The organism is Paraburkholderia sp. RHO2, assembly GCF_050955445.1.
In the GTDB taxonomy this organism is placed as follows: domain Bacteria; phylum Actinomycetota; class Actinomycetes; order Mycobacteriales; family Mycobacteriaceae; genus Prescottella; species Prescottella agglutinans_A.
This window is the reverse complement of record NZ_CP162617.1, coordinates 1,619,773-1,641,034: the sequence shown is the minus strand read 5'-3', so window position 1 is coordinate 1,641,034 and position 21,262 is coordinate 1,619,773. Positions and strand designations below refer to the sequence as shown.

The 21,262-nt window shown below is 69.5% G+C and carries 18 protein-coding genes; 7 read left to right on the top strand and 11 right to left on the bottom strand.

What is annotated here, in order from left to right; translation table 11 throughout:
* Window positions 1-47 precede the first annotated feature (47 nt).
* A complete protein-coding gene (locus ABTV10_RS07645; RefSeq protein ID WP_499033687.1) occupies window positions 48-1,370 on the top strand; it encodes a YncE family protein in 1,323 nt (440 codons plus the stop codon).
* Window positions 1,371-1,478: 108 nt separating this feature from the next.
* The gene (locus tag ABTV10_RS07640; RefSeq protein ID WP_499033686.1) at window positions 1,479-2,288 is read left to right on the top strand and encodes an enoyl-CoA hydratase; all 810 of its coding nucleotides are present in this window, start codon (window positions 1,479-1,481) and stop codon (window positions 2,286-2,288) included.
* Between the two features lie 359 nt (window positions 2,289-2,647).
* Here the strand turns inward: ABTV10_RS07640 and curA are convergent, their stop codons facing one another.
* A complete protein-coding gene (gene curA, locus ABTV10_RS07635; RefSeq protein ID WP_499033685.1) occupies window positions 2,648-3,679 on the bottom strand; it encodes an NADPH-dependent curcumin/dihydrocurcumin reductase in 1,032 nt (343 codons plus the stop codon).
* 92 nt (window positions 3,680-3,771) lie between these two features.
* Between curA and ABTV10_RS07630 the strand changes: the two genes are divergently transcribed.
* The gene (locus ABTV10_RS07630; RefSeq protein WP_499033684.1) at window positions 3,772-4,623 is read left to right on the top strand and encodes a 3-hydroxyacyl-CoA dehydrogenase; all 852 of its coding nucleotides are present in this window, start codon (window positions 3,772-3,774) and stop codon (window positions 4,621-4,623) included.
* Window positions 4,624-4,713: 90 nt separating this feature from the next.
* Window positions 4,714-5,883: an IS30 family transposase gene (locus ABTV10_RS07625; RefSeq protein WP_499028866.1), complete on the top strand. Its 1,170-nt coding sequence runs from the start codon at window positions 4,714-4,716 to the stop codon at window positions 5,881-5,883.
* Window positions 5,884-5,922: 39 nt separating this feature from the next.
* Here ABTV10_RS07625 and ABTV10_RS07620 read toward each other — a convergent pair whose 3' ends face one another.
* From ABTV10_RS07620 to fdxA, 5 genes are all read right to left on the bottom strand, one after another.
* Window positions 5,923-7,326 (bottom strand): acyl-CoA synthetase, encoded by a 1,404-nt coding sequence (locus ABTV10_RS07620; protein ID WP_499033683.1) that lies wholly within the window; start codon window positions 7,324-7,326, stop codon window positions 5,923-5,925.
* A 27-nt stretch (window positions 7,327-7,353) separates the two neighbouring features.
* Entirely contained in the window at window positions 7,354-8,322 is a 969-nt protein-coding gene (locus ABTV10_RS07615) for a proline dehydrogenase family protein (RefSeq protein WP_499033681.1), read from the bottom strand.
* Window positions 8,319-9,968 (bottom strand): L-glutamate gamma-semialdehyde dehydrogenase, encoded by a 1,650-nt coding sequence (pruA, locus tag ABTV10_RS07610; protein ID WP_499033680.1) that lies wholly within the window; start codon window positions 9,966-9,968, stop codon window positions 8,319-8,321. The genes ABTV10_RS07615 and pruA overlap by 4 nt, the downstream gene beginning before the upstream one ends.
* A 204-nt stretch (window positions 9,969-10,172) precedes the next feature.
* The gene (dapC, locus tag ABTV10_RS07605) at window positions 10,173-11,273 is read right to left on the bottom strand and encodes a succinyldiaminopimelate transaminase (protein WP_499033679.1); all 1,101 of its coding nucleotides are present in this window, start codon (window positions 11,271-11,273) and stop codon (window positions 10,173-10,175) included.
* A gap of 47 nt (window positions 11,274-11,320) precedes the next feature.
* Window positions 11,321-11,644: a ferredoxin gene (fdxA, locus tag ABTV10_RS07600; RefSeq protein ID WP_280762290.1), complete on the bottom strand. Its 324-nt coding sequence runs from the start codon at window positions 11,642-11,644 to the stop codon at window positions 11,321-11,323.
* Between the two features lie 240 nt (window positions 11,645-11,884).
* Between fdxA and ABTV10_RS07595 the strand changes: the two genes are divergently transcribed.
* The gene (locus tag ABTV10_RS07595; RefSeq protein ID WP_499033678.1) at window positions 11,885-13,678 is read left to right on the top strand and encodes a thiamine pyrophosphate-requiring protein; all 1,794 of its coding nucleotides are present in this window, start codon (window positions 11,885-11,887) and stop codon (window positions 13,676-13,678) included.
* A 46-nt stretch (window positions 13,679-13,724) separates the two neighbouring features.
* Here ABTV10_RS07595 and ABTV10_RS07590 read toward each other — a convergent pair whose 3' ends face one another.
* Together ABTV10_RS07590 and ABTV10_RS07585 are read right to left on the bottom strand one after the other, a co-directional pair.
* The gene (locus tag ABTV10_RS07590; protein ID WP_499033676.1) at window positions 13,725-16,331 is read right to left on the bottom strand and encodes a bifunctional FO biosynthesis protein CofGH; all 2,607 of its coding nucleotides are present in this window, start codon (window positions 16,329-16,331) and stop codon (window positions 13,725-13,727) included.
* 61 nt (window positions 16,332-16,392) lie between these two features.
* Window positions 16,393-16,620 carry a hypothetical protein gene (locus tag ABTV10_RS07585; RefSeq protein WP_499033675.1) on the bottom strand — a complete coding sequence of 76 codons (228 nt, stop codon included), beginning with the start codon at window positions 16,618-16,620 and terminating at the stop codon, window positions 16,393-16,395.
* A gap of 91 nt (window positions 16,621-16,711) precedes the next feature.
* Here ABTV10_RS07585 and ABTV10_RS07580 point away from each other — a divergent pair, with 91 nt between their 5' ends.
* Together ABTV10_RS07580 and ABTV10_RS07575 are read left to right on the top strand one after the other, a co-directional pair.
* Complete coding sequence (locus tag ABTV10_RS07580) at window positions 16,712-17,233, top strand: PH domain-containing protein (RefSeq protein ID WP_499033674.1); 522 nt, start codon at window positions 16,712-16,714, stop codon at window positions 17,231-17,233.
* A complete protein-coding gene (locus ABTV10_RS07575; protein ID WP_499033673.1) occupies window positions 17,230-18,762 on the top strand; it encodes a PH domain-containing protein in 1,533 nt (510 codons plus the stop codon). Before ABTV10_RS07580 ends, ABTV10_RS07575 begins: the two co-directional genes overlap by 4 nt.
* Here ABTV10_RS07575 and catC read toward each other — a convergent pair.
* From catC to catA, 3 genes are read right to left on the bottom strand one after another with little or no spacing between them, the layout of a single operon-like run.
* Complete coding sequence (catC, locus tag ABTV10_RS07570; RefSeq protein ID WP_499033672.1) at window positions 18,759-19,040, bottom strand: muconolactone Delta-isomerase; 282 nt, start codon at window positions 19,038-19,040, stop codon at window positions 18,759-18,761. The two genes, ABTV10_RS07575 and catC, sit on opposite strands and share 4 nt — an antisense overlap.
* 30 nt (window positions 19,041-19,070) lie before the next feature.
* Complete coding sequence (locus ABTV10_RS07565) at window positions 19,071-20,198, bottom strand: muconate/chloromuconate family cycloisomerase (RefSeq protein WP_499033671.1); 1,128 nt, start codon at window positions 20,196-20,198, stop codon at window positions 19,071-19,073.
* A gap of 44 nt (window positions 20,199-20,242) precedes the next feature.
* On the bottom strand, window positions 20,243-21,100 hold the full coding sequence (gene catA, locus ABTV10_RS07560; protein ID WP_499033669.1) for a catechol 1,2-dioxygenase: 858 nt from the start codon (window positions 21,098-21,100) through the stop codon (window positions 20,243-20,245).
* Between the last annotated feature and the right edge of the window lie 162 nt (window positions 21,101-21,262).

The window sequence follows — 21,262 nt, the reverse complement described above, 5'->3', positions numbered from 1 at the left end:
TCGCTTGCTAACCTGCCGCCGACAATCGAGTCGACGAGGGGGCACGGATGACGTCACGCAGGACCGTTCCGGGACGGGGGTGCGCCGTCGCCGTGGCGGCCGCCGCGGTGTTCTCGACGCTGGCGGTCGGCGCACCGACCGCCGCCGCGGACCCCGCGGGGCTCGACGAAGTGCTGTTCGTCGGCAACAACTGGGACGGCACCGCCGATGTCATCGACTCGACCGGCAGCTACGACAAGCTCGGCCGGATCGACATGATCCCCGACAAGAACGAGCGACTGCGCGACATCAACCTCAACCCGATCAAGCTCGCCTACTTCCTCGGCATCCGAGCCACCGCGGGCGAGGGCCACGACCAGTTCGTCGACGACATGTACACGACGCCCGACGGGTCCGCGGTGGTCGCCTCACGGCCCAGCTTCGCCGACGTCGTCTCGATCGACCTGACCACCGGGAAGGTCAACTGGCGCTTCCCGGTGTCCGGTTTCCGGGCCGACCACATGGCCGTCTCACCGGACGGCACCCGGATCGCGGTGTCCGCCTCGACCAGCAACACCGTGCACGTCCTGGACATCGCCACCGGTCGGCAGGTCGGATCGTTCCGGACCGGCGACAAGCCGCACGAGAACGTCTTCACCGACGGCGGCCGCTACCTCTGGAACATGTCGATCGGCGAGGTGACCTCGAACACCGACGCGCCGGAGCAGGACTCCACCAAGGGCGACCGCCGGATCACGGTCGTGGACGCGAACACCTTCCAGGTCGTCGAGGTGATCGACATGCGTGACCGGCTCGATGCGTTCGGCCGCTCGGACCTCTCCGACGCGGTGCGCCCGGTGGCGTTCAGCCCGAACGAGGACAAGCTGTACTTCCAGGTGTCGTTCTTCAACGGTTTCGTCGAGTACGACGTCGCCACGGACAAGATCACCCGGATCAAGGAACTTCCGAAGAACCCGGCCACCAACCCGGACCGCACCACCTGGGTCAACGACTCACGCCACCACGGCATGTCGATCAACCCCGACGGCAGCCGGCTGTGCATCGCCGGGACGATGGACGACTACGTGACGACCGTCGACACCACGACGTTGGAGGCGACCACGCCGGTCCCGGCCGGCAAGCCGTACTGGGCCACCGTCAACGGCGACGGGACGCAGTGCGTGATCTCCGAGAGCGCGAACGACACCGTGGCGGCGATCGACTTCGCCACCGGACAGCGGGTCGCGACGGTTTCGGTGGGCGACCACCCGCAGCGGGTGCGCCTCGGCCACGTGCCGATCGGCTGGACCGCGCCGCCCGCCGGCAGTGGCGGAGGCGGCAGTCTCTACTCGTCGGACATCGTCGGGTCCTCCGGCAGCGCGGGGTCGTGAGCCCGCGTCGGGGAGGCGGCGACCAGCGATGAGCCGAATAACGGGCACATCGGACGCCTCCCCGGCGTAGGGTCGGCGCACATCGACCCGTCGCACGTAGGAGATTCGTTGAGCTTCATCGTCGTCGAACGGCCGCGCGAGAACGTGGCGCTGGTGACCCTCAATCGCCCGGAACGCATGAACGCGATGGCGTTCGACGTCATGATCCCGTTCCGGGAAGCGCTCGAGGCCATCAGCAACGACACCTCGATGCGGGCCGTCGTGATCACCGGCGCCGGCCGGGGCTTCTGCTCGGGCGCAGACCAGCAATCGGCGGGCCCGATCCCGCACATCGAGGGACTGACCCGCCCGTCGATCGCGCTGCGCTCGATGGAACTGCTCGACGACGTCATCCTGACGCTGCGCCGCATGCACCAGCCGGTGATCGCGGCGGTCAACGGAGCCGCGATCGGCGGTGGATTGTGCCTGTCGCTGGCCGCGGACATCCGCCTCGCCGCGCCCGAGGCGTACTTCCGCGCGGCCGGCATCAACAACGGCCTGACGGCCAGCGAACTCGGCCTGAGTTATCTGCTGCCGCGGGCGATCGGATCGTCGCGGGCGTTCGAGATCATGCTCACCGGCCGCGACGTCGACGCCGACGAGGCCGCCCGGATCGGGCTCGTGTCCCGGATCGTCGCCGGTGACGACCTGCTCGAGGAGGCGTTCGACATGGCGCAGCGGATCGCGATGTTCTCGCGACCGGGCGTCGAACTGACCAAGCGGACGCTGTGGTCGAGCCTCGACGCGTCGTCGATGGCGCAGCACATGAATCAGGAAGGGCTCGGCCAGTTGATGATTCGACTGATGACCGACAACTTCGAGGAGGCCACCCTGGCGCGGCGCGAGAAGCGGGATCCCGTGTTCCGCGACGCCCGCTAGTCGATCCGTCCCACCCCATCCCGCGATAAGTGCGCAACCCGCGGGATGGGGTGCCCGATTCTCGCGATGAGTGCGCACAACGCGCCAGTGACACTCGATGACGTCCAGGTCGCGGCCGACCAGTCCAACAAGTCGGCGGCCAAGTACCACTTCGGTTCGCGTGAAGGGCTCATCGAGGCGGTGGTCGAGTCCCGCACGGCCGCCGAGACATTCGGTCGCCCTGACAGCCGACACGCTCCAGCGACACCTGCGCGCCGAAACATCCAGTCGCGTACACCAATTGGGCTTCCCGCCCGACCCGCCTTCCCCGCCGTCACGCAAACCGTGGGCGACGAGCCCCTCGGCGCCCGACCTGACGCTCACTCGTCGGGGCCGACCCGGACCACCAGCTTCCCGAAGTTCTTGCCGTGCAACATCCCCAGGAATGCCGCGGGAGCATTCGCCAACCCGTGCACGACGTCCTCCCGGTACTTCAACCGACCGTCGGCGACCCACCGGGAGGCGTCGCGTTCGAAGTCCGCGGACATCTCCCGCACGAACTCGGACTGGATGAAGCCGCGCACGGTCAGGCTCTTGGTGAGCACCAGTCCCATGAACGCCGGCAGCCGGTCCGGTCCCTCCGGCGCCAACGTCACGTTGTACTGGGACACCAACCCGCACACCGGTATCCGCGCGTACGTGTTGAGGAGCGGCAGCACCGCGGCGGCGACCGGGCCACCGACGTTCTCGAAGTAGACGTCGATGCCGTCCGGCACCGCCGCCTTCAGCCGATCGGCGAAGTCCGGGGACCGGTGGTCGATCGCGGCGTCGAACCCGAGTTTGTCGCGCACGTACGCGCACTTGTCGGGCCCGCCGGCGATGCCGACTGCACGGGCCCCGTGGATCATCGCGATCTGACCGACGGCGGAACCCACGGGACCGGCAGCCGCGGCCACGACGACGGTCTCGCCCTCCTTCGGCTGACCGATCCTCAGCAGACCCGAGTACGCGGTGAATCCCGGCATGCCGAGCACGCCGAGCGCCGTGGACAGCGGCGCCGCGGACGGATCGAGGACCCGCACCGCGTTGCCGTCGACCACGGCGTGCGTCTGCCACCCGGAGTACGCGAGGACGTGGGAGCCCGCGGCGACCCGCGGGCTCCGCGACTGCATCACCTGCGCGACCGTCGCGCCGACCATGACGTCGCCCACCTCGACCGGTTCGGCATAGGACTCGGCGGCGCTCATCCGACCGCGCATGTACGGGTCCAGTGACAGGTAGACCGTCCGCAGCAGCACCTCGCCTTCGGACAGGTCCGGCAATTCGACTGTCTCCGTGCGGAAGTTGTCCGCAGTGGGCTCACCGTGCGGTCGTGACGCGAGGACGATGCGGGTGCTCGTGACAGCGCTCATACCCCGACGGTACGCCCGCTCCCACCCGGCGGGGATATGGTCGAAGAGAACCGGCCGGCGTCCGATTCGGCCGAACGCAACCGGGAGGTTTCATGACGGACATTCGGAAGGTCACCGTACTGGGCGCGGGAGTTCTGGGTTCCCAGATCGCATTCCAGACGGCCTTCAAGGGCCTCGACGTGACGTCGTACGACATCGACGACAAGGCACTCGAGGCTGCGCGCGGTCGCTTCGCCGGTCTGGTCGACACGTATCGACGGGAGGTTCCCGGCGCGGACGACGGCAGCGCGGCCGCCACGCTGGACCGCCTGGCCCTGACGTCCGATCTCGATGCGGCGGTCGCCGACGCGGATCTCGTCATCGAGGCGATTCCCGAGATCCTCTCGCTCAAGCAGGACACCTACCGCCGGATCGGCGCCGCCGCGCCCGAACGGACGATCTTCGCGACGAACTCGTCGACGCTGCTGCCGAGCGACCTCGCCGACGCCACCGGGCGTCCCGACCGTTTCCTGGCGTTGCACTTCGCGAATCGGGTGTGGAGTTCCAACACCGCCGAGGTCATGGGCACCGAGCGCACCGATCCCGCGGTGTACCGGAAGGTGGTCGACTTCGCGACCGCAATCGGCATGGTCCCGATCGAACTGCACAAGGAGAAGGCCGGTTACGTGCTGAACTCGCTGCTCGTGCCGTTCCTCAACTCCGCCGCGGCTCTCGCCGCCGGTGGCTACGCCGAACCGGAGGACGTCGACAAGACCTGGAAGATCGCCACCGGCGCGCCCCTGGGGCCGTTCCAGATCTTCGACATCATCGGCCTCAACACGCCGTACAACATCATGGCGCACGGCAACGAGGACGCACAGAAACTCGCGGTGTGGCTCAAGGAGAACTACATCGACAAGGGCAAGCTCGGCATCGCGTCGGGCGAGGGTTTCTACCGCTACTAGGCGCTCCGCGCCCGTGCGCCTTTTCGGTAGCTGGGACCAGGCGAGTTCAATCGGTCGTTGCAACATCCCTGATCCTGGAGGGTGTTGCAGATGGTGTGGATCGGTCGGCCGCCGGCGCCGGCGCATGCTCGGCTGAAGTTCTGGCAGTGCCGTAGCGAGGGCGCGTCGACGGCAGCGGCCGCGGGTGCGGCATCGGTGGCGTATTCGACGGCGCAGCGGTGGCTGGTGGCGTCCGGTGGGGTTCGTCCCCGCCGGACGCCACCACCGTCGGGCCGGTACCTGTCCCTCGAGGATCGTGAGACGCTCTCCGAACTGCTGCAGGCCGGAAAGAAGCAACACGAGATCGCCGCGGCGTTGGGGCGGTCCCCGTCGACGATCAGCCGAGAGATCGCCCGGGGCACGAACAAGCGTGGCTACTACATCGCCTCCACAGCGCACCGGGCCGCCCAAGCGCGGGCGAAACGACCGAAACCAGCGAAGCTGAACTCGTGCGAGCGGCTGCGGACGTTCGTGCAGTCCCGGCTCGGGAAGAATCATTCTCCGGAGCAGATCTCACGCGCCTTGGTGCGTGAGTTCCCCGACGATCCGGAGATGCGTGTGTCCCACGAAACGATCTACCTCTCGCTCTATGTCCAGGCCCGCGGAGGACTCAAACGGGAACTGACACAGCATCTTCGGACCGGAAGGGTGTTGCGTCAGGGTAGCCGCAAGCCCGACGAGCGGCGGGGCCGGATCCCCGACATGATCAACATTTCCGAGCGTCCCGCCGAGGCCGGGGACCGGGCCGTGCCCGGCCACTGGGAGGGCGATCTGATCATGGGTGCCGGCAACCGGTCCGCGATCGGCACCCTGGTCGAACGTTCCACCCGGTTCGTGATGCTGCTGCACCTGCCCGACGGTCACTCCGCCGAACACGTCAACGTCGCGATGGCCGCCAAGATCCGGGAACTGCCCGCTGCACTGGCCCGCTCGATCACCTGGGACCAGGGCACCGAGATGACCCGGCACGCCCAGTTCACCGTCGACACCGGCGTCCAGGTCTACTTCTGCGACCCCCGCTCACCCTGGCAGCGCGGCTCGAACGAGAACACCAACGGACTGCTGCGCCAGTACTTCCCCAAGGGCACCGACCTGGCCGTTCACACCGCCGAGCGCCTGCAGTTCGTCGCCGACGAACTCAACGAACGGCCCCGCAAGACGCTCGACTGGCATACTCCAGCCGAGCGTCTCGACGAGGCCCTCGTTGCAACGACCGCATGAATCCGCCCCACCGAAAGTGCGCACGGGCGGCGCAGCCGCCTACAGCAGCTTCTTCTGCACCTTGCCCATCGCGTTGCGCGGGAGCGACTCGACGATCCGCACCTCGCGCGGCCGCTTGTGCACCGACAGCTGCGACGCGACGTGGTCGATGAGCGCCTGCTCGCCGAGACCGTCACCGACGACGAACGCCACGATGCGCTGGCCGAGGTCGGCGTCCGGCAGGCCGACGACCGCGGCCTCCTTCACGCCCGGGTAGCCGAGCAGCGCGGTCTCCACCTCGCCGGCTCCGATGCGGTAGCCGCCGGACTTGATGAGGTCGGTGGACTCGCGTCCGACGATGCGGTGGAAGCCGCCCGCGTCGATGACCGCGACGTCGCCTGTCTTGAACCAACCGTCCTCGGTCCACGATTCGGCGGTGGCCTCCGGCCGGTTCAGGTAGCCGTCGAACAGTGTCGCCCCACGGACCTGGAGGCCGCCGATGCTCTCGCCGTCGTGGGGCACCGGGTCCCCGTGCTCGTCGCGCAGTCGCGTCTCGACGCCGCGAACGGGGAGGCCCACCCAGCCGGGGCGGCGCTCGCCGTCGACGCGGGTGCTGACCGTCAGCATCGTCTCGCTCATGCCGTAGCGCTCGATCGGAGTGAGCCCGGTGAGCTCGCGCAGCCGCTCGAACACCGGCACGGGCAGCGGCGCGCTGCCCGACACGAGCAGTCGGGCGCCGCGGAGCGCACGCGCCGACGCCTCGTCATCGACGATCCGCGACCACACGGTGGGCACGCCGAAGAACAATGAACCGCCCGCCCCTGCGGCCTCCGCGTACGCCTGCGGCGTCGGCTTGACGGTGTGAACCAGCCGGCTGCCCACTCGCAGCGGGCCCAGCACACCGAGGATCAGGCCGTGCACGTGGAACAGCGGAAGACCGTGCACCAGAACGTCCTTGGACGTCCACTGCCACGCCTCCGCGAGCGCGTCGATGCCCGCAGCGATCGCGCGCCGGCTCAGCAGCACACCCTTCGGCGGACCCGTCGTCCCCGACGTGTAGAGCACGAACGCGGTCGACGCCGGGTGCGGTTCGGGATGCGAGTGCCAGTCCCGGGCGTGCACACGCACCGGGACCACCGGCAGCGCGGAGCCCTCCGGTGCCCGTCCGAGCCACGCCTGCGCACCGGAATCGGACAGGATGTGGTCGAGTTCGGCCGGACCCGAATCCGGCGGGACCGGAACGACGGTGACCCCGGCGAGCAGGCAACCGACGACGGCGATCACGGTCGCCGGGGTCGGCTCGGCCAGCACCGCGACCACGCGGGCGCCGGCGATCCGCTTGGCCAGGGCGCCGGCGGCACCGAGGATGTCGGTGCGCGAGAGCGTGGTGTCGCCGATCCGGACGGCGTCGGGCATGTCGTCGCCGCGCGCGACGGCGAGAGGATTGAGCGAACTGAGCAGCACGACGCCCACTGTCTCACAAGCGCCCGGTCAGCCTCGCGTGAGCGTGGAGCGCAGGAAGAACTTCAGGTTCGACGGCCGCTCGGCGAGGCGGCGCATGAAGTACCCGTACCACTGCACGCCGTACGGCACGTAGACCCGCACCCGGCGACCGGCGTCGACCAGTCGCCGCTGTTCCAGGTCCCGGATACCGAACAGCATCTGGTGCTCGAAATCGGCTGCTCCCCTGCCGGTTTCCGAGACCAGTGCGTCCACCGACGCGATGATGGCCGGGTCGTGGGTCGCGACCATCGGGTAGCCGTCGCCATGCATCAGGATCGTCAGGCACCGCGCGTACGACGCGTCCACGTCGGCGCGCGACCGGAACGCCACCGACTCGGGCTCGCGGTACGCGCCCTTGCACAGGCGGATCCGCGAGCCCGTACCCGCCAGGTCCAGACAGTCGGCCTCGGTGCGCCGCAGGTACGCCTGCAGCACCGTGCCGAGCCACGGGAAGTCCGCGCGCAGCTCCCGCACGATCGACAGCGTCGAATCGGTCCGGGTGTGGTCCTCGGCGTCCACGGTCACCCACACCCCGTGCTCGTGCGCGGCCGCACAGATGGTGCGGGCGTGGTCGAGAGCGATCTTGTCGCCGTCCACCGGCAGCCCCTGCCCCAGCGCCGACAGTTTCACCGACACCTCGAGCGGGCGCACCCCGTCGGCACCCGCCTGCGGCAACCGTCCCAGCTCGCCGAGCAACTCGAGGTACGCGACGACGGTGTCCCGGGCCTGCCCGGCGTCGAGCGTGTCCTCGCCGAGGTAGTCGAGGCTCACGGACCGCCCCGCCGCCAGCAGGGTCGACGCCGCGGCCACCGCATCGGCGAACGTCTCCCCCGCGACGAAGCGCTGCACGATCGACTTGGTCACCGGCGCCCGGGTCACCGCGTGCTTGACCCGGTCCGACCGCGCGGCCGCGAGGATCGCCGGCCGCAACGGATTCGACAGGACGCCCGGCGTCATCGACCCCGCTCCGGCGCCATGTGCGGATAGCGGTGATCGGTCGGCGGGACGAACGTTTCCTTGATCGTGCGCGCCGACACCCACCGCAGCAGGTTCAGCGGCGAGCCGGCCTTGTCGTTGGTGCCCGACGCCCGCCCACCCCCGAACGGCTGCTGCCCCACCACCGCACCGGTCGGCTTGTCGTTGACGTAGAAGTTGCCCGCGGTGAAACGCAGCGCGGCCGAGGCCTGTTCGACGGCCTCCCGATCGTCCGCGACGACCGCGCCGGTCAGCGCGTACGGCGAGGCGGTGTCCACGGCCGCCAGAACGTCGGCGAACGCGTCCGGGACCGAGTCGTCGTACAGGTGCACCGACAGGATCGGGCCGAAGTACTCCTTGGTGAGCGCCTCGTCCCGGGGGTCGTCCACGAGCAGCACGGTGGGCCGGACGAAGTACCCGACGCTGTCGTCGTACTTGCCGCCCACCGCGATCTGCACGCCGGCGGCGCCCCGGGCGCGCTCGATTGCCGCGACGCTCTTGTCGTAGGCGCGGCGGTCGATCAGCGCACCGCCGAAGTTCGCGAGATCGTTGATGTCGCCGTACGTGAGGGCGTCGACCTCGGCGAGGAACTGCTCCTTCATCCCGGCCCACACCGACCGCGGCACGTACGCACGCGAGGCCGCCGAACACTTCTGCCCCTGGTATTCGAAGGCGCCGCGGATCAGGGCCGTCGCCAGCACCGCCGGATCGGCCGAGGCGTGCGCGACCACGAAGTCCTTGCCGCCGGTCTCCCCCACCAGTCGCGGGTAGCCGTCGTAGTTCCCGATATTCGCCCCCACCTCACGCCACAGGTGCTGGAACGTCGCCGTCGACCCGGTGAAGTGGATCCCGGCCAACCTCGGATCACGCAGCACCACATCGGAAACCGCGAGACCGTCGCCCGTGAGCAGGTTGATCACCCCCGGTGGCAGGCCCGCCGCCTCGAGCAGGCGCAGCGTCCAGTAGGCGGCGAGCGTCTGGGTCGGCGACGGCTTCCAGATCACCGTGTTCCCCATCAGCGCCGGGGCGGTCGGCAGGTTCCCGGCGATCGCACTGAAGTTGAACGGCGTGATCGCGTACACGAACCCCTCGAGCGGCCGGTACTCGAGCCGGTTCCACACCCCCGGCGACGAGATCGGCTGCTCCGCCAGGATCTGCCGGGCGAAGTGCACGTTGAACCGCCAGAAGTCCACCAGCTCGCACGGGGCGTCGATCTCGGCCTGCTGCACCGACTTGGACTGCCCCAGCATCGTCGCGGCGGCCAGCTTCTCCCGCCACGGACCCGACAGCAGATCTGCCGCGCGCAGCAACACCGCCGCCCGCTCGTCGAACGGCAACTCGCGCCACCCCGGAGCCGCCGCGGTCGCGGCGTCGATCGCGGCGCTCGCGTCGTCGTACGTCGCGTTGGTGAACGTGCCGAGTATGGACGAATGGCGATGGGGTTGAACTACTTCCAGCGTCTCACCGCCGCCGAAACGGTGATGGCCACCGATCACGTGCGGGATCTCGATCGCCCCGGCGGTGTGGTCCGCGAGAGCGTCCCGCAGACGCTCGCGCTCCGGACTGCCCGGCGCGTAGGAGTGGACCGGCTCGTTGCGCGGCGCTGGCACCTGTGTGACGGCATCCATGCTGCCCTCCTCAGCCTGAGCCCGAGAGACTGCGACCAAGCTCAGGCTACGCCCGACACCGCCTCCCGCGCCCCGCAACAAGTGCGCGAAGCGTCGGAGCCCGGGCCCCATTCACGCGATAAGTGCGCAAAACGCGGGAACCCGGGTACCCGGTGTGGTCAAGACAGGCGGCTCGCCGCAGTCAGGACAGGCGGCTCGCCGCAGTCAGGACAGGCGGCTCGCCGCCGCGGCGATGCGCTCGTCCGACGCCGTGAGCGCGATCCGGACATGCTTCTGTCCGCGGGGGCCGTAGAAGTCGCCCGGCGCGACCAGGATGCCGCGCTCGGCGAACCAGTCGACCGTGTCCCGGCAGTCCTCGCCGCGGGTGGCCCACAGGTACAGGCCGGCCTCCGAGTCGTCGACCGTGAAGCCCGCCGCGCGGACCGCCGCCAACAGGATCTCGCGGCGCTCGCGGTACCGCTCGCGCTGCTCCTTCTCCTGATCGTCGTCGGTGAGTGCGGCCGCCATCGCGGCCTGGATCGGCGTCGGCATCATCATGCCCGCGTGCTTGCGGACCTCGAGCAGCTCGGCGATCAGGGCGGGGTCACCGGCGAGGAACCCGGCCCGGTAGCTCGCCAGATTCGACGTCTTCGACAGCGAGTGGATGGCCAGCAGACCGGTGTGGTCGCCGCCGCACACGCGCGGGTCCAGGATCGAGACCGCCTCGGCCTCCCAGGTCAGCCCCAGGTAGCACTCGTCGGACGCGACGATCGCGCCGCGCTCACGCGCGAACTCGACCACCTTGCGCAGGTGCTCGACCCCGAGCACCTTGCCGGTGGGGTTGGACGGCGAGTTGACGAAGATCAGTGCCGGCTTCTCCGGGCCCAGCTGCGCGGTCCCGTCGGCGCGCAGCACCCGGGCACCGGCGAGCAGCGCGCCCACCTCGTACGTCGGGTACGCCACCTCCGGAATGACCACGAGGTCGCCCGCGCCCAAGCCGAGCAGGCTCGGCAGCCACGCGATGACCTCCTTGGTGCCGATCGCGGGCAGGATCGCCGCGGGATCGATCCCCGTCATGCCGTAGCGCCGGGCCAGCGACGCCGCCGTCGCCTCACGCAGCTCGTCGGTGCCGTGCGTCGTCGGATAGCCGGGCACCGCCGCGACCGACGACAGCGCCTCCTGGATGACGGGAGCCACCGGATCGACCGGTGTCCCGACCGACAGGTTGACGATCCCGTCGGAGTGCGCGGTCGCCTTCTCCTTCGCGGCCGCGAGGGAATCCCACGGGAAATCGGGCAGGGTCTTGGCTACAGAGATGCGCGGCAACTGATCTTCCTCGAACCGTTCCTACTTGGTACTGGACGAGTCGTCGACTAGTCCTCGTTCATGGGCGGCAGCGCCTTGATCATCGGCGAGTCGTGATCGACCTTGCCGAGCTTCGCGGCACCGCCCGGCGAACCGAGATCGTCGAAGAAGTCGACGTTCGCGCTCACGTAACCGGTCCACTGGTCCGGCACGTCGTCCTCGTAGAAGATGGCCTCGACGGGGCAGACCGGCTCACACGCACCGCAGTCCACGCACTCGTCCGGATGGATGTAGAGCATGCGACCGCCCTCGTAGATGCAGTCGACCGGACACTCCTCGATACAGGCCTTGTCCATCACATCGACGCACGGTTCGGCAATCGTGTAGGTCACTGCTGCTCTCCCTGCCTTTCTGACACGGGCGCCGGGGCGCCTCGGCGAGCCGGCCGCCGGGCTCCCGCCCGACGAACATCCGGAAGTGTCCAGTATGAAGCGTGCGGCACCGCGCGGTCAGGTAAGGGTGTCCTTCGAAGCCCCGGACTACCGCGCACGGCACCGGCGCATCGTTTGCCTGTCCGGGGGCGCGGGTAGCCGAGTACATCCCGCATCGAAACGATCTGCAGAGGGGGCACGATGGCCGACCGGAACGTCGCGGACTATCTCCTCGAGCGCCTACGGGCATGGGACGTCGAGCATGTGTTCGCGTACGCGGGCGACGGCATCAACGGGATCCTGGCCGCGTGGGGACGAGCCGACAACCACCCCAAATTTGTTCAGGCCCGGCACGAGGAGATGTGTGCGTTCCAGGCGGTCGGGTATGCGAAGTTCTCGGGCCGGGTCGGAGTGTGCATGGCTACCTCCGGGCCGGGCGCGATCCACCTCCTCAACGGCCTGTACGACGCCAAGCTCGACCATGTGCCGGTGGTGGCGATCGTCGGGCAGACCAACCGCAGCGCTATGGGCGGCTCCTACCAGCAGGAGGTGGATCTCGCCAGCCTGTTCAAGGACGTCGCGGCCGACTACGTCCAGACCGTCAACGTGCCCGAGCAGCTGCCCAACGTCCTCGATCGCGCCATCCGCACAGCGTTGTCACAGCGTGCGCCGACAGCGCTGATCATCCCGGCCGACGTGCAGGAACTGCCGTACTCGCCGCCGACGCACGACTTCAAGATGGTCCCTTCCAGCCTCGGGTTCGATCTGCCGGAGGTATCGCCGGACGACGACGCGGTCCGCCGGGCCGCCGATGTCCTCAACGCCGGATCCAAGGTCGCCATCCTGGTCGGGACCGGCGCGCGCGGCGCAGATCGCGAACTGGCCGTGGTGGCCGATCTGCTCGCGGCGGGCGCGGCGAAAGCGCTGCTGGGCAAGGACGTCCTGTCGGACGAGCTGCCGTGGGTCACCGGTTCGATCGGTCTGCTCGGCACCCGGCCGAGCTACGAGATGATGCGCGAGTGCGACACCCTGCTGACCGTGGGGTCGAGCTTTCCGTACAGCCAGTTCATGCCCGACTACGACCAGGCCCGCGGGGTCCAGATCGACATCGACGCACGGTTCGTCGGCATGCGGTACCCGTACGAGGTCAACCTCGTCGCCGACGCCCGCGCGGCGTTGCGCGCCCTGATCCCCCGTCTGGAGCGGAAACGGGACCGCTCGTGGCGCGAGAAGATCGAATCCGACGTCGCCCGCTGGTGGGAGACGATGGAGATGCAGGCGCAGGTCGCGGCCGATCCGATCAACCCGCTGCGGCTGTTCTCCGAACTCTCGCCGATACTGCCGGACAACGCGATCGTCACCGCCGACTCGGGTTCGTCGGCGAATTGGTATGCGCGCCAACTCCGATTCCGCGGTCACATGCGGGGGTCGTTGTCCGGGACTCTCGCCACGATGGGCCCCGGCGTCCCGTACGGCATCGGCGCGAAGTTCGCCCACCCGGAACGACCGGGAATCGTGTTCGCCGGCGACGGCGCGATGCAGATGAACGGGATGGCCGAACTGGTGACGGTCAAGCGGTACTGGAAGGAGTGGTCCGACCCCCGTCTGGTCGTCGCGGTGCTGCACAACAACGATCTGAACCAGGTGACGTGGGAGATGCGGGCAATGTCGGGGGCCCCGAAGTTCACCGAATCGCAGACCCTGCCCGACGTCGACTACGCCGCGTTCGCCGCCGGCCTGGGGCTACAGGGAATCACCGTCGAAAACCCCGACACGATCGCCGGGGCGTGGGACCGGGCACTGACCGCCGACCGCCCCACCGTTCTCGACGTACACACCGACCCCGACATGCCGCCGATCCCGCCGCACGCGACGTGGGAACAGTTCAAGGATGCGACGGCGGCGGTACTGGCCGGCGACGAGGACGCGTGGGGGTTCATCAAGACCGGCGTCAAGACGAAGGCACAGGAGTTCCTTCCGCACCGAGAGGGCTGACCAGTTCGAACCCGGAGAGCCGCGGGAGCTCCGTCAGACCGCGCCCTCAGACCACGGGCAGCGCTGTCGTCGACTCCCGCAGCGCGTAACTCGTCGTCCGCTCCCGCGCCGGGCGGCCGATCCCCTCCGCGATCGCCCGCAACTCCTCGACCGTCTTCTCCGATCCGTGCTGCGAACCCGCCATCCGCGAGATGGTCTCCTCCATCAGCGTGCCACCCAGATCGTTCGCGCCGCCCTGCAGCATCGCCTGCGTGCCCGCGACGCCCAGCTTGACCCAGCTGGTCTGAATGTTGTGGACGCGTCCGTGCAGCATGATCCGCGCCAGCGCGTGCGCGGCCCGGTTGTCGCGCTGCGTCGGTCCGGGGCGCGACGCGCCCGCGAGGTACAGCGGAGCGCTCTGGTGCACGAACGGCAGCAGCACGAACTCGGTGAATCCGCCGGTCCTGTCCTGGATGCCGCGAATCACCCGCAGGTGCCCCACCCAGTGCTTGGGGCTGTCCACGTGGCCGTACATCATCGTCGAACTCGACCGCAGGCCCACCTCGTGCGCGGTGGTGACGACGTCGATCCACGCCGACGTCGGGAGCTTGCCCTTTGTCAGGACCCACCGCACCTCGTCGTCGAGGATCTCGGCCGCCGTGCCCGGGATGGTGTCGAGACCGGCGTCCTTGAGTTCCACGAGCCAGTCACGGATGCTCTGGCCGCCGCGGGAGGCACCGTTGACGATCTCCATCGGGCTGAACGCGTGCACGTGCATCGACGGCACCCGACGCTTGACCGCCCGCACCAGGTCGGCGTAGCCGGTCACCGGCAGTTCGGGGTCGATACCGCCCTGCATGCACACCTCGGTCGCGCCCGCGACGTGCGCCTCCCACGCTCGGTCGGCCACCTCCTCCGCCGACAGCGTGAACGCGTCCGCGTCGCCCTTGCGCTGCGCGAACGCGCAGAATCGGCAGCCGGTGTAGCAGATGTTGGTGAAGTTGATGTTCCGGTTCACGATGTAGGTGACGTCGTCGCCGACGGCGTCCTTGCGCAGCGCGTCGGCCAGCGCGACGACCGCCTCCAGGCCGTCACCGTCGGCGGTCGCGAGCGCGAGGTACTCATCGTCGGTCAGGGCCGCCGGGTCGCGTTCGGCGCTGCGCAGCGCCGCCAGGACGTCGGTGTCCACCCGGGTGGGCGCGGCGCGGCCCAGTTCGAGGACCTGCTCGCGGACGGTCTCCCAGTCACCGAACGCGCTGCCGAGATCGGAGCGGGTCTCGGTGTTGCGGCCGTCGGTGTCGATCTCGGTGTTCAGGTCGATACGTCCCGACGACACCCACTCCTCGTCCGGTTCCTGCCACGGCAGCCCCGCGGGCTTGACGCCCTCCCGGGCCAGACCCGTCGCCGGATCCGCGAGCGCGCGCACGTGCACACCGATCCGCGGGTCGATCCACGGGTGGCCGGCCAGCACGTACTGCGGTTGCGCGGCGGTCCGTTCGACGAGCGTGTACCCGGCCCGCGCGGTGATCTCGGCGAGCGTGTCCAGGTTCGGCCACGGTCGCTCGGGGTTCACGTGATCAGGGGTCAGCGGCGAGACGCCGCCCCAGTCGTCGACGCCGGCGCCGATCAGCGCGAGGCACTCCGCCTCGGAGACCAGGTTGGGCGGCGACTGGATCCTCATGCCGGGGCCCAGCAGCAGTCGCGCGACCGCGATGGTCGCGAGGAACTCCTCGAGGTTCGCGTCCGGCGCGTCCCGCATCGCGGTGTCCGGCTTGGCCAGGAAGTTCTGGACGATCACTTCCTGCACGTGCCCGAAGGCCTTGTGCAGCTTGCGGATCGCCATGACGGACTCCGCCCGCTCGGCGTACGTCTCGCCGATGCCGACCAGGATGCCGGTCGTGAACGGCACCGACAGCCGGCCGGCGTCGGTCAGCGTCCGCAGCCGCACCTCGGGATCCTTGTCGGGGCTGCCGTAGTGGCACTCCCCCTTGTCGGTGAACAACCGCGTCGACGTGGTCTCGAGCATCATCCCCATCGACGGCGCGACGGGCTTGAGGCGCGAGATCTCCTCCCAGCTCATGACACCCGGGTTGAGGTGCGGCAGCAGGCCGGTCTCCTCGAGCACCCGGATCGCCATCGCCCGCACGTAGTCCAGGGTGGAGTCGTAGCCGCGCTCGTCGAGCCACTGCTTGGCCTCGGGCCAGCGGTCCTCGGGGCGGTCACCGAGCGTGAACAGGGCTTCCTTGCAACCCAATTCGGCACCCTGACGCGCGATCTCGAGCACCTCGTCGGGCTCGAGGTACATCCCGTGCCCCTCGGCGCGGAGCTTGCCCGGCACCGTCACGAACGTGCAGTAATGGCACTTGTCACGGCACAGGCGGGTCAGTGGGATGAAAACCTTGCGCGAGTACGACACCGTCCGGGGCCGGCCCGCGGCGACCAGACCGGCGTCGCGCACCTTGGCCGCCGACGCGCACAGGTCCTCGAGGTCGGCGCCACGCGCCTGCAGCAGCGTCGTGGCCTCGTCGACGTTGAGTGTCGAACCGTCCCGGGCCCGCCGCAGCACGCGCCGCATGGCACTCGCGGACGGCGCCTCGATGTTCCCGGAACGCCCCGGAACCGACGGAATCGGCAGGATCGTGGACCGATCGGTGTCATCGCTGGTGTGACTCACCCGACGATCATGCGCCACCGACCGGGTGCCCTGCCACCGCGGGTCCCCGGGGGCGTCCTTGCTACTCGTGCGGGTAGTCCTCGTCGACGGGGACGCTGCGGTGCTGCTCGGCGGCATCGGCCGGATCCACCTCGAGCGGAGTCGGCACCGGCGTCGACTCGTCCCGCTCGTCGTCGGCCTCGGCGGGGGTCATCTGCTCGACGAGGTCGGCTTCGGGGACATCCACCGCCTCGACGGCCTCCGCCTCGGCCTCGGTGTTGTCGGCGTTGTCGGATTCGAACGAAGCCATCACAACCACCTCCCGTCTCGACAGACAGCGCAGCCCTGTCCGGCCACCTCCACCATAGGACGCCGCGCGCCGCCTCGGGCAGGATGAAACCGTGAGTCTTCCTCCCGACCCCACCCGCGCACGGACGGTGGCGATGGCCGACCCGCAGTGGCGACCGAGCACCCGGGCGCCGCGACTGTGGGCCACGACGGCCGCCCTGCTCTGGTTGCCGATATTCGCCGCGCAGGTCGGGTGGGCCGTCGTGGACGGGAACTGGACCACGTGGCCGCACGTCACGGTGTTCGCGGCGACGCTCGTCGTCGCCGCCGCCGACATCCTCGTCGTGCCGCGGTGGCGGTATCGCGTGCATCGCTGGGAGATCAGCGCCGACGCCGTGTACACCCGCACCGGCTGGTTCAACCAGGAGCGCCGCATCGCCCCGATCACGCGCATCCAGACGGTCGACACCGAACGCGGCCCCCTCGACCGGCTGTTCGGCCTCGCGACGGTCACCGTCACGACGGCCTCGTCGGCGGGCGCCGTCAAGATCGCGGCGCTCGACCTCGACGTCGCCGACCGCGCCGTCGAACATCTCACCGAGATCGCCGCCGCCGACGCCGGGGACGCCACGTGACCGTCCCCGTCGAAGAGTCCGGGGCCGACGCCCTCGCGGCCGAACAGGAGCAGCCGTGGCTGCGGCTCGACAGGCGGATGCTGCTGGTGCACCCCGTCAACGAGGTCCTGAAGCTGCTCCCGGTGATCGCGGTGTCGTGGATCGTCGGCAGCCGCAGCGGTAACCACTACTGGGGGCTGGCCGCCGTCGCCGCGCTCGTCGTGTACGGCGTGCTCCGCTGGTTCACCACGACGTACCGCATCGGACCGGTGCACGTGCAGCTGCGGCGCGGGGTGTTCCAGAAGAAGGTGCTCTCGGTCCCCCGCAGCCGGATCCGGTCGGTCGACGTCGAGGCTCGCGTCCTGCACCGTCTGCTCGGGCTGGCAGTGCTCCGGATCGGGACCGGCCGACATACCGCCCGCCACGAGGAGCGATTCGAGCTCGACGCCCTCGACGCGTCGCTCGTCCCGGAGATGCGCGCCGCGCTGCTGGCCGGTCACGCACGCCCCGACGCGGCCGCCGACCGGGTCGCCGCGCCGGATGCCCCGGCCGGCAACGAGATCGGCCGCTGGTCGCCGTCGTGGGTGCGGTACGCCCCGTTCTCCGTCACCGGCCTGATCGCGATCGGCGCCTTCGTCGGCGTCGTCTTCCAGTACGGGCTGGCCGACCGGATCGCCCGTTCGCCCGCATTCGAGAACGGGTTCGACTCCGCGGAGCGCGCCGGGACGCTCGCCCTGACCCTGCTCGGCCTGGTCGCCCTGATCTTCCTGTTCGTCGTCGCGAGCGTCCTCGCGTGCGTGCGGTACCTCGTCGTCTACGGACGCATGACGGTCACCGACAACGGCCGGACCCTGCACGTGAGCCACGGTCTGCTGCGGACCCGCCAGACGACGCTCGACCGCGCCCGGCTGCGGGGGACGACGCTCAAGGAGCCGCTGCTGCTGCGCCTGGCGGGCGGCGCCGCGCTCGACGCGATCATGACCGGCGTCAGCGCCGAGCACCGCGAGTCGTCGCTGCTGCTGCCGCAGAGTCCGCGCGCCGAGACGACACGCGTGATGGCGACCGTCCTCGGCGACGACCGGCAGGCCGACGTCCCGCTCGCTGCGCATGGACCGTCGGCGCGCCGACGCCGGTACACACGCGCCCTGTGGCCCGCCGCCCTCGCGGCGGTGATCGCCGCCGCGGTCGCGGTCACCGGCCGGCACGTGCCGTGGCCGGTGTGGGCCGGCATCGTGGTGCTCGCGGTGGCCGGCGCCGGACTGGCGTGGGACCGGTACCGCGGGCTCGGCCACGCGGTGCTGCCGGGCTGGCTGATCACCCGCAGTGGATCACTCGACCGCCGCCGCGACAGCGTCGAGGCCGCCGGCATCATCGGCTGGACGGTCCGGCAGACGTTCTTCCAGCGTCGCGCCGGTGTCGCCACCGTGATCGCCGCGACCCCCGCCGGCACCGGCCGGTATGTCGTACACGACCTGCCCGTCGAGGAGGCCTGGGCGCTGGTCGACGCCGTCACCCCCGGTGCAGGCGGCGTCTGGCGCCGCAGCATCTAGCGGATGGCGCTGCCGTGCCTCGTCAGCGGCGTCACCTCGATCGTCATGTATGGGAACAGCGGGAGGTTCCACAGGATCTCGTGGAGTTCGTCGGCCGATTCGACATCGAAGATGCTGATGTTGCTGTACTGCCCGACGATTCGCCAGATGTGCGCCCACTTGCCTGAGCGCTGGAGGTCCTGGGAATAAGCCTTCTCTCGGACGACCGTCTCCTCGCGGACCGCGGGGTCGAGGTCGCGGGGAATGTCGACGTCCATCCGGACATGGAACAGTGCCATCGTGCGGATACTCCTGTATCGGTAGCGGATTCAGTCACGGGCGAGGCGTTTGACGACGTCCATGTCGAGCTCCACACCCAGGCCCGGCCCGGACGGGAGGTGCACCTGCCCCTCCGAGTAGTCCAGCGGCGTCTGCAACAACTCCACCGCGAACAACTGCGGACCGAACAGCTCGGTGCCGTAGTCGATCCCCGGCTCGGCACACGCGAAGTGGATGGACGCGGCCGTACCGATCGGGCCCTCGATGGACGTGGCGCCGTGGCAGCGCAACCCGGCCGCCTTCGCCACGGCGACCACCTGCCTACTCCGTTGCAGACCACCACATTTGGTGGTCTTGACCGCGATCACGTCGGCGGCGCCGAGCTTCGCGAGCTCGAGCACGTCGTGCGGTGTGTGCGCCGACTCGTCGGCCATGACGGGCGCGGACACCCGACGGGCGATCTCGGCGAGCACCTCGCGCTGCTCGCCCGGGGTCGGCTGTTCGACGAGTTCCACCCCGCCGTCGACCAGTTCCGGCACCCATCGAAGTGCGGTCAGCCGGTCCCAGCGGGCGTTGACGTCGATGCTGACCCCCGCGCGGCCCTCCAGCGCCTGCGCGACGCGCACCACGCGGGCGGTGTCGACCGCCGGGTCGAGCGCCCCCATCTTGAGCTTGAAGGCGAAGTTCGAGCGCGACTCGATCTTCTCCGTGACCTCGTCCAGGATCTCCTCGGACGGGGCCGCGCCGAGCGCCCACCGGACGTCGACACCGGTCCGGAAGGCGCCGCCGAGCAGCGTGTGTACCCCGACGCCCAGACAGCGGGCGTAGGCGTCGTGCAGCGCCACGTCGACGGCCGCCTTCGCGAACCGGGCGTTGGCGACCACCCGTTCGAGATCGACCATGATGCCGGCGATCTCGTTCACCCCGCGCCCGATCAGGGTGGGCGCGATGTGCAGATCGACGAGCACCTTCATGGTCTCGACGGATTCACCGCCCCACCACGGTCCGCCCGGGACGACACCCTCGCCGTACCCGGTGACACCGCCCGCCGTGGTGATCGCGACGAGCAGGATCGGCTGCACCTCGCTGGTCGTGGTGGCGAATCTGTGTGGACGGACCAACGGCACGTCGAGGATCGTCGTCTCGATCGAGACGATCGCCAGATCGGGGTCGGGCATCGGGAAACTCACCTTCGCAGAACGGATTCGACGCTTGTGGACAACTACCGGGCGGGATCGAGCGCGAAGTCGTAGCTCACCCGGCCCACCCCGTCAGCACCCCGCACCGGGTCCAGGACGAGTTCCGGCTTGACCGCCGTCGCGACATCCGTCTCGACCCAGTCCCCGCCGCGGAAGTACAGCTGCGTGGTGATCGGCAGCCGGCCGGGCGCCTTGACCATCAGGTGCAGGTGCGCCGGACGCCACGGGTGGCCGCCGTGGGACTCGATGAACCACCCGGTCGGGCCGTCGTGCGGAATCTGGTAGGGCGCAGGCTGAATCGTCGTGATCTCGTATCGACCCTCGTCGTCGCACACGATGGTCCCGCGCAGATTCCACTCCGGAATGTTCGGAGCGAACTGCGAGTAGTACCCGTCCTCGTCGGCGTGCCACAGTTCCACGGTCGCCCCGGCGAGACCGTTGCCGTCGAGGTCGGTGACCTGGCCGGAGAACACGAGCGGCGCGGACCGGCGGTCCTGGTCACGCATCGGCATGGTGCACACCGCCGGAAGTTCGGGCGCGTTCGGCACGTAGTACGGCCCCTCGATGCTGCCCTTGGTGCCCGCGAGCCCGTTGCGGCTGTAGTTGACATCCTCGACCTGGTGCTCGACGAACACGTCCAGCCACAGCGGCCATTCCCCGTACTCGCCGACGTCGATCATCCACTGCTTGAGGACGCGGTACTCGTCGTAGGTGACCTCGTGCCGGTGGATGATCTCCCCCAGTGCGTTCAGCACGTCCCGGTAGATGGCAGCGGCCCGTTCGGGTGAGGTGTCGGACGAGACCCGGGCGGTCTTGAACTTGTCGGTGGCGGCGTTGCCGGACGCGTGTGCCGTCGCGACGGCGGTGTCGATGTCGGTCATGGATCCTCCTCGTCGAGGGTTCGGGCGATGCGGTCGAGAAGTCGCGGGATCGGGAGACGGTTTCGTCGAGCCCGATCAGGAAGTACGCTATGCGTACATATGATTCGCAGTGCGTACACGCTGTGCGTGTAGATACTGTGCGTCGAGTCACACACTTTGTCA

Coding starts and splice junctions, on each gene's coding strand:
- ABTV10_RS07645 (WP_499033687.1), top strand. CDS start 48: ATGACGTCACGCAGGACCGTTCCGGGACGGGGGTGCGCCGTCGCCGTG.
- curA (WP_499033685.1), bottom strand. CDS start 3,679: ATGAGCGCTGTCACGAGCACCCGCATCGTCCTCGCGTCACGACCGCAC.
- ABTV10_RS07630 (WP_499033684.1), top strand. CDS start 3,772: ATGACGGACATTCGGAAGGTCACCGTACTGGGCGCGGGAGTTCTGGGT.
- ABTV10_RS07625 (WP_499028866.1), top strand. CDS start 4,714: ATGGTGTGGATCGGTCGGCCGCCGGCGCCGGCGCATGCTCGGCTGAAG.
- ABTV10_RS07615 (WP_499033681.1), bottom strand. CDS start 8,322: ATGACGCCGGGCGTCCTGTCGAATCCGTTGCGGCCGGCGATCCTCGCG.
- pruA (WP_499033680.1), bottom strand. CDS start 9,968: ATGGATGCCGTCACACAGGTGCCAGCGCCGCGCAACGAGCCGGTCCAC.
- ABTV10_RS07595 (WP_499033678.1), top strand. CDS start 11,885: ATGGCCGACCGGAACGTCGCGGACTATCTCCTCGAGCGCCTACGGGCA.
- ABTV10_RS07585 (WP_499033675.1), bottom strand. CDS start 16,620: ATGGCTTCGTTCGAATCCGACAACGCCGACAACACCGAGGCCGAGGCG.
- catC (WP_499033672.1), bottom strand. CDS start 19,040: ATGGCACTGTTCCATGTCCGGATGGACGTCGACATTCCCCGCGACCTC.
- ABTV10_RS07565 (WP_499033671.1), bottom strand. CDS start 20,198: ATGCCCGACCCCGATCTGGCGATCGTCTCGATCGAGACGACGATCCTC.
- catA (WP_499033669.1), bottom strand. CDS start 21,100: ATGACCGACATCGACACCGCCGTCGCGACGGCACACGCGTCCGGCAAC.